The sequence below is a fragment of the Streptomyces sp. NPDC000941 genome (genome assembly GCF_053599555.1).
In genome coordinates this window covers 1-6,000 of sequence record NZ_JBSFMM010000380.1, presented here as the reverse complement: position 1 = coordinate 6,000, position 6,000 = coordinate 1, and the positions used below count along the sequence as shown (strand labels likewise).

Below are 6,000 nucleotides of genomic sequence, written 5' to 3'. Positions count from 1 at the left end.
CCACACAACGACTCGTCCAACGCCACCAACGACACCACACCACTCACAGACGAACCGCCCGCCTCCAACACGGCCTGCGCCAACTCAGCCCGACCGGAACCCGACTCGACGATGACACACGCGATGTCGGCCCCACGGCCCTCAAGCCCCCGAGTGACATCGGCAACCCACGCGTCCTCCACCAGAGCAGCGGGAACAGCCAGCAACCACGTCCCCGACAACACCGCCGACGACTCAACCAACACCGGCTTCCAACCGACCCGATAGCACCACCCATCCAACCGCGACCGCACCCGCTGCCCCCGCCGCCACGACGACAACACCGGCAGCACAGCACCCAACTGCTCACCATCCGACAGCTCAAGCGTCGAAGCAAGCGACTCCAGATCCTCCCGCTCCACCGCCTCCCAGAACCGCGCCTCCACCTCATCCACCACCACCGCATCCACTGCGCCAGGAGCATCCAGCCAGAACCGCTCCCGCTGAAAGGCATACGTCGGCAAGTCGACACGAGACGCGCCTGTGCCCTCGAACACCCGCGTCCAGTCCATCACCGCGCCGCTTACCCACGCCTGCGCCAGACCCGAAAGCAGGCTCCGCACTTCAGGCTGCTCGGCTCGCAGCACCGGAACGAACAGGCCCTCGCCAACAACATCGGGACCCATGGCGCTCAGTACGCCGTCAGGGCCCAGTTCGAGGAAAGTCGTGACGCCTTGCTCGGCGAGCGCAGCCACCCCATCCGCGAATCGCACCGCTTGCCGAACATGCCGCACCCAGTAGTCAGCCGAGCCCAGCTCATCGGAGGTGGCCAGATTCCCGGTGACGTTGGAGACCACCGGGATGCGCGGCGCGGCGTAGTCCAGGCTCTCGGCAATGGCGCGGAAGTCGTCCAGCATCGCGTCCATACGAGGGGAGTGGAACGCATGCGACACCTCAAGACGCCTGGTCTTACGCCCCCGACCTCGCAGCGTCTCAGCCACAGCAAGGACAGCATCCTCATCGCCAGAGACCACCACCGAGGTCGGACCGTTGACCGCAGCGATACCAACCCGGTCGCCATACTCGGCCAGAAGCGGCGCCACCTCGTCCTCCGCGGCCTGGACAGCAACCATCGCGCCACCGGCGGGCAGCGCCTGCATCAGCCGACCCCGCCCCGCCACCAGCCGCGCCGCGTCCTCAAGCGACAACACGCCCGCCACATGGGCCGCCACGATCTCACCGACCGAATGCCCACCCACAAACTCCGGCACCACACCCCACGACTCAACCAACCGGAACAACGCCACCTCAACCGCGAGCAAACCCGCCTGCGTAAACACCGTCTGACCGAGCAGAACAGCATCATCACCGAAGATGACATCACGCACAGACCGCTCAACGTGCCCAGCCAACTCCTTGTCCAGCAGCCCGCACACCTCGTCAAACGCTCCCGCGAACACCGGATACTGGCCATACAGCTCACAGCCCATACCCACCCGCTGACTGCCCTGCCCCGAAAACAACACCGCCAACCGACCCGAACCCACACCCTGACCCACAACAACACCCGGCGCCGACTCACCCCGCTCCAGCGCACCCAACCCCGTCAACAAGCCATCCTGACCCTCACTCACCACCACCGCCCGATGCTCGAAAGCCGCCCGCCCCGACGCCAGTGACCACCCCACATCCACCGGCGAAAGCCCCCCATCACGCTCCACACGCGACAACAAACGCCCCGCCTGCCCCCGCAACGCACCCGCACCACGCCCCGACACCACCCACGGCACCACCGGCATCACAACAGACCCCGTCGGCTCCTCAGATTCCGCCTCAACCACAGGCGCCTGCTCCAGAATCACATGCGCATTCGTCCCGCTCACGCCGAAGGCCGACACGGCCGCCCGCCGCGGATTCCCCGTTTCCGGCCACCGCTGCTCTTCCGTAAGCAGCTTGACCGTACCGTCGGACCAGTCCACCTTCTGCGTCGGCTGGTCCACATGCAGGGTCCGCGGAAGCACGCCATGGTGCATCGCCAGCACCATCTTGATCACACCGCCCACACCTGAAGCGGCCTGGGTGTGACCGATGTTGGACTTGAGTGAGCCCAGCCACAGCGGCCGCCCCTCGGGCCGCTCTTTCCCATAGGTGGCGAGAAGTGCGTCGGCCTCGATGGGGTCACCCAACGTCGTCCCCGTGCCGTGCGCTTCTACCGCGTCCACATCGGCGGCGGACAAGCGGGCGTTCGTGAGGGCCTGGCGGATCACGCGCTGCTGTGACGGACCATTCGGCGCGGTCAACCCATTCGACGCCCCGTCCTGGTTCACCGCCGAACCCCGCACCACCGCAAGCACCGGATGCCCATTCCGCTGCGCGTCCGACAGCCGCTCCAAGAGGAGCATCCCCGCGCCCTCGCCCCAGCCCGTGCCATCCGCGGACTCGGCGAACGACTTGCAGCGGCCGTCAGCCGCAAGCCCCCGCTGACGGCTGAACTCCACGAAAGCCACCGGGGTCGACATCACCGTGACGCCACCGGCGAGAGCCAACGAGCACTCGCCCTGTCGAAGCGCCTGCACGGCCTGGTGAAGCGCGACCAATGAGGACGAACACGCCGTGTCCACCGTCACCGCCGGACCCTCGATGCCGAGGAAATAAGAGAGCCGCCCGGAGAGCACAGCGCCGGAACTGCCGGTCAGCAGATGGCCCTGGACATCCTCGGGGATGGCGCCGAGTCCGGAGCCGTAGCCGGAGGGGGTGCCGCCGACGAAGACACCGGCTTTACTGCCCTTCATCGAGGCCGGATTGATTCCAGCGCGCTCGACAGCCTCCCATGTCGTCTCGAGCAACAGCCGCTGCTGTGGGTCCATGGCCAGAGCCTCGCGCGGCGATATCCCAAAGAAGGCCGGATCGAATCGGTCGGCGTCGTAGACGAATCCGCCTTCTCGCGCGCAGATGGTGCCCGCCGTATCGGGACCCGGGCGACCCGGGCCCGTCCCGTACAGCTCGTCGATGTTCCAGCCTCGGCCCTCGGGAAATCCGGAGACCGCGTCACCGCCGCTCGACAGCAGTTTCCACAAGTCCTCCGGATCTGCCACGCCGCCCGGGTACCGGCAGCTCATGGCGGTGATCGCGATCGGCTCCCGCTCTTCCGCTTCCCGCTCCTGAAGGCGCTTGCGCGTCTCGTGCAGGTCAGCAGTAACCCACTTGAGGTATTCGCGGAGCTTTTCTTCGTTCGCCATGTCAGACCTCGTCAGTTTCGGTTAGTCGCCGGACGCTCTTCCCAAGTCGCTCAGGACTTGCCGAACTCTTGATTGATGAAGTCGAACAGATCGTCATCCGATGCCGATGCGATCTGGCCTCGCGTATCCGGCGCGTCACTCGATTCCCCCTGCATTTCACTCAGCTTCGAAAGCAGGACCTGTAGCCGGGTGGTGACCTCGGTGCGGAGTTCCTCTCTTTCCGTAAGGGTCATGGAGGCGGATATCGCGGCCTCCAGCTTGTCGAGCTCCGTCAACGCGGGTTCTTCAGAGGCGGCTTCGGAGCCGACCAGCTGGACGCGGAGGTAGTCGGAGAGATCCGTGGGCGTGGGGTAGTCGAAGACCAGCGCGGCGGGGAGGCGCAGCCCGGTGGCGGACTGGAGCCGGTTGCGGAGTTCGACAGCGGTCAGAGAGTCGAAGCCGAGCTCCTTGAACGCCTGGCCGGCGCCGACCGAGTCGTGGCCCGCGTGTCCCAGCACGGCGGCGGCGTGGGAGCGCACCAGGTCCAGGAGGGTGCGGTCGCGTTCGGCCGCCGTCAGTTCGGCGAGCTGCTGGGCGAGTGATGCGGTGGAGTCGCCGTCCGCCTGCTCCACGTCGCTGTTCTCGGCCCGCAGAATCTCCTGGACCGCGGGCAGTTCGTCGAGCAACGGCCGTCGCCGCGCCGCCGTGAAACCGGGCACGAACCGTGCCCAGTCCACATCCGCCACCACCGAGTTCGCCTCATCGTGGTCCAACGTCTGCTGCAGCGCCGCGATGGCGAGGTCCGGGTCCATGGCGAGCACGCCACGCCTCCGCAGTTGCTGCTCCGCCTCGCGATCCGCGGCCATGCCGCCTCCCGCCCACGCGCCCCAGGCCACGGCGGTCGCCGCCTGGCCACGGGCACGGCGGCGCAGCGCCAGGGCGTCCAAGTGGGCGTTGGCCGCGGCGTAAGCGCCCTGACCACCGCTGCCCCAAACCCCCGCGTTCGAGGAGAAGAGCACGAACGCGTCAAGCTCGTCCTGCGCCAACAGTTCGTCCAAGTTCACCGCACCCGCGACCTTGGCCTCCGCGGCATCCGCGAACGACGCCACATCGGTCTCGTCGATGCGCGCGGACTCCGCCACGCCCGCGGCATGCACCACCGACCGCACGGGTGAGCCTTCGGCCCGCAACCCGTCCAGCAGCCCTGCGAGCGCAGCACGATCCGCGACATCGCATGCGACCACCGTCACACGCACACCGACCCCCGTCAGTTCTTTCTCCAGATCAGCGGCTCCCGGTGTCTGCGCGCCGCGTCGACTGGTCAGGACGAGATGCTGCGCACCCGAGTGTGCGAGCCAGCGGGCGACTTGCCCGCCGAGCGCACCGGTGCCCCCTGTGATCAAGACCGTACCGTGCGGGTTCCACTCCCGTACAGGACGAATGTCACCACGCGGGTCGGGAACCAGCCGCCGTACGAACACCCCAGCCGCGCGCACCGCGAGTTGGTCCTCGGAGTGGGTCGAAGCCCCGGCGAGTACGTGGCCAAGTCGCTCGGCGGCGTACGGCACACTCGCTTCGGGAAGGTCGATCAGACCGCCCCATCGCTCGGGGTGTTCCAGCCCAACAACCCTTCCGAGGCCCCACAGTTGGGCCTGGGCTGGGCTGATGGCTCCTTCGCCCTTGCGCCCGGTGGTCACCGCGTTCTGCGTGGCGAGCCACAATGGCGCGTCCAGCCCGGCGTCGCCCAACGCCTGTACCAACAGCAGCGTGCCGGCCAGACCACGGGAGAGCACTGAGTGCGTCGGGTGCGGGGTCTCGTCGAGTCCGAGCAGCGACAGTACGCCACTGACCTCCTCGCCTTCGGCCGCGGCGTTCGCAAGGGCCTCGCGCAGCCGCACGGCCGACTGGGCGCGGTCGTGTTCGGTGGCGTTCCACTCCACCCGGGCGACCTTGGCGCCGCACGCGACGAGCGCTCGTGAGGCTGCGGTCCCCCAGGCGGTGTCCGCGTCTCCTGCCGGGGTGACCAGCAGCCACCTGCCGCTCAACGCTGCCGGTGAGGTCCGCTCGGCGACCCAGGGCTTCCAGATGACCCGGTAGCGCCAGGCGTCGAGCGTCGACTGCGTACGGCGCTGCCGGTGCCAGGAGGACAGGGCCGGCAGCAGAGAGGTCAACGAGGACTGCTCCTCGGTGCCCTCGACCGCCAGCGCCGTGGCCAGCGACTCCACATCGCCGCGCTCCACGGCCGCCCAGAAGCTCCCGTCCAGGCTCTCCGTACGCCCCTGGAAGCCACCGGCCATCGGTGTCGATGCGACGTCCAGCCAGTAGCGCTTGCGCTGGAAGGCATAGGTGGGCAGCTCGACACGAGAAGCACCGGTGTCGGCGAACGCCGCCGTCCAGTCCACCGGCACACCCTGGACGTACGCCTCGGCGAGCGAGGCGAGGAAGCGGTTGAGCCCGCCCTCGTCACGCCGCAGGGTGCCGGTGACCACGGGGTCCGTGCCCGGCTTGCCGTCCAGAGCCTCCTGGATGCTCATGGTCAGCACGGGGTGCGCGCTGACCTCGACAAACGCCCGGTGCCCCGCGGCCACAAGCGCCTCGACGGCCGACTCGAAGTGCACGGTCTGCCGCAGGTTCCGGTACCAGTAGTGAGCATCGACGGGCGTGTCGCCGAGCCAGCCCCGGTCCACCGTGGAGTACAGCGGGATCCGGGACGGCTGCGGTTCGAGGCCCGCCAGCAACCCGGCCAGCTTCTCCTCGATACGCTCGACATGCGAGGTGTGCGAGGCATAGTCCACCGGAACCC

At 68.2% G+C, this 6,000-nt stretch carries 1 protein-coding gene and 1 pseudogene; both read right to left on the bottom strand.

Features of this window, described 5'->3' with window-relative positions:
- Nucleotides 1-3,179 (bottom strand): annotated as a pseudogene (locus ACWDSL_RS51210) (type I polyketide synthase); the annotation flags it as partial.
- 89 nt (nt 3,180-3,268) lie between these two features.
- On the bottom strand, nt 3,269-6,000 hold a 2,732-nt coding region (locus ACWDSL_RS51205; protein WP_450496370.1), incomplete at its 5' end, for an SDR family NAD(P)-dependent oxidoreductase.